General features: G+C 51.3%; 1 protein-coding gene, 2 tRNA genes and 1 rRNA gene. All 4 read left to right on the top strand.

Annotated elements, in window-relative coordinates; translation table 11 throughout:
- On the top strand, window positions 1-219 hold a 219-nt coding region (locus tag D1151_RS16045; protein WP_161909541.1), incomplete at its 5' end, for a hypothetical protein.
- Window positions 212-328 (top strand): 5S ribosomal RNA (gene rrf, locus D1151_RS16040). The genes D1151_RS16045 and rrf, both read left to right, overlap by 8 nt.
- A gap of 7 nt (window positions 329-335) precedes the next feature.
- Window positions 336-410 (top strand) — tRNA-Glu (locus tag D1151_RS16035).
- Window positions 411-457: 47 nt separating this feature from the next.
- Window positions 458-532, top strand: a tRNA-Gly gene (locus D1151_RS16030).

Raw genomic sequence — 532 nt, 5'->3', positions numbered from 1 at the left:
ATCGGTCGAGAACTTGACCAGTGGTTTTACGAAGAGTTTGTTGATTGTTATTCAGATTTGAGGGTATATACCTCAAGAGAAAAGAAGCTGCGAAGAATTTTTCAAGAGCTGACGCGGCGTGCGAAGGAGCGAAGAGGGCGCGTACTAGTGTACGTAACTGATGAGCGAAAGAGCAGCAACAAAGTCAGGATTGAAAAAGGCAAGCAGGAAATCCGGTGACAATAGCGGGGAGGATACACCTGTACCCATCTCGAACACAGAAGTTAAGCTCTCAAGCGCCGATGATACTTGGTGGGAAGCTGCCTGGGAAAGTAGGTCGTTGCCGGTTTTAAAATGGCTCCATGGTCAAGCGGTCAAGACACCGCCCTTTCACGGCGGTAACCCGGGTTCGATTCCCGGTGGAGTCACCAAGGGAGAGTATGCCGCTATGTTAGCGGCATTTCACTTTCATCCATATGCGGAAGTGGCTCAGGGGTAGAGCATCGCCTTGCCAAGGCGAGGGTCGCGAGTTCGAATCTCGTCTTCCGCTCCA

This window comes from Emergencia sp. 1XD21-10, from assembly GCF_009936045.1.
GTDB classification, from domain to species: domain Bacteria; phylum Bacillota; class Clostridia; order Peptostreptococcales; family Anaerovoracaceae; genus Senimuribacter; species Senimuribacter intestinalis.
This window is presented reverse-complemented; position numbering and strand designations above follow the sequence as displayed.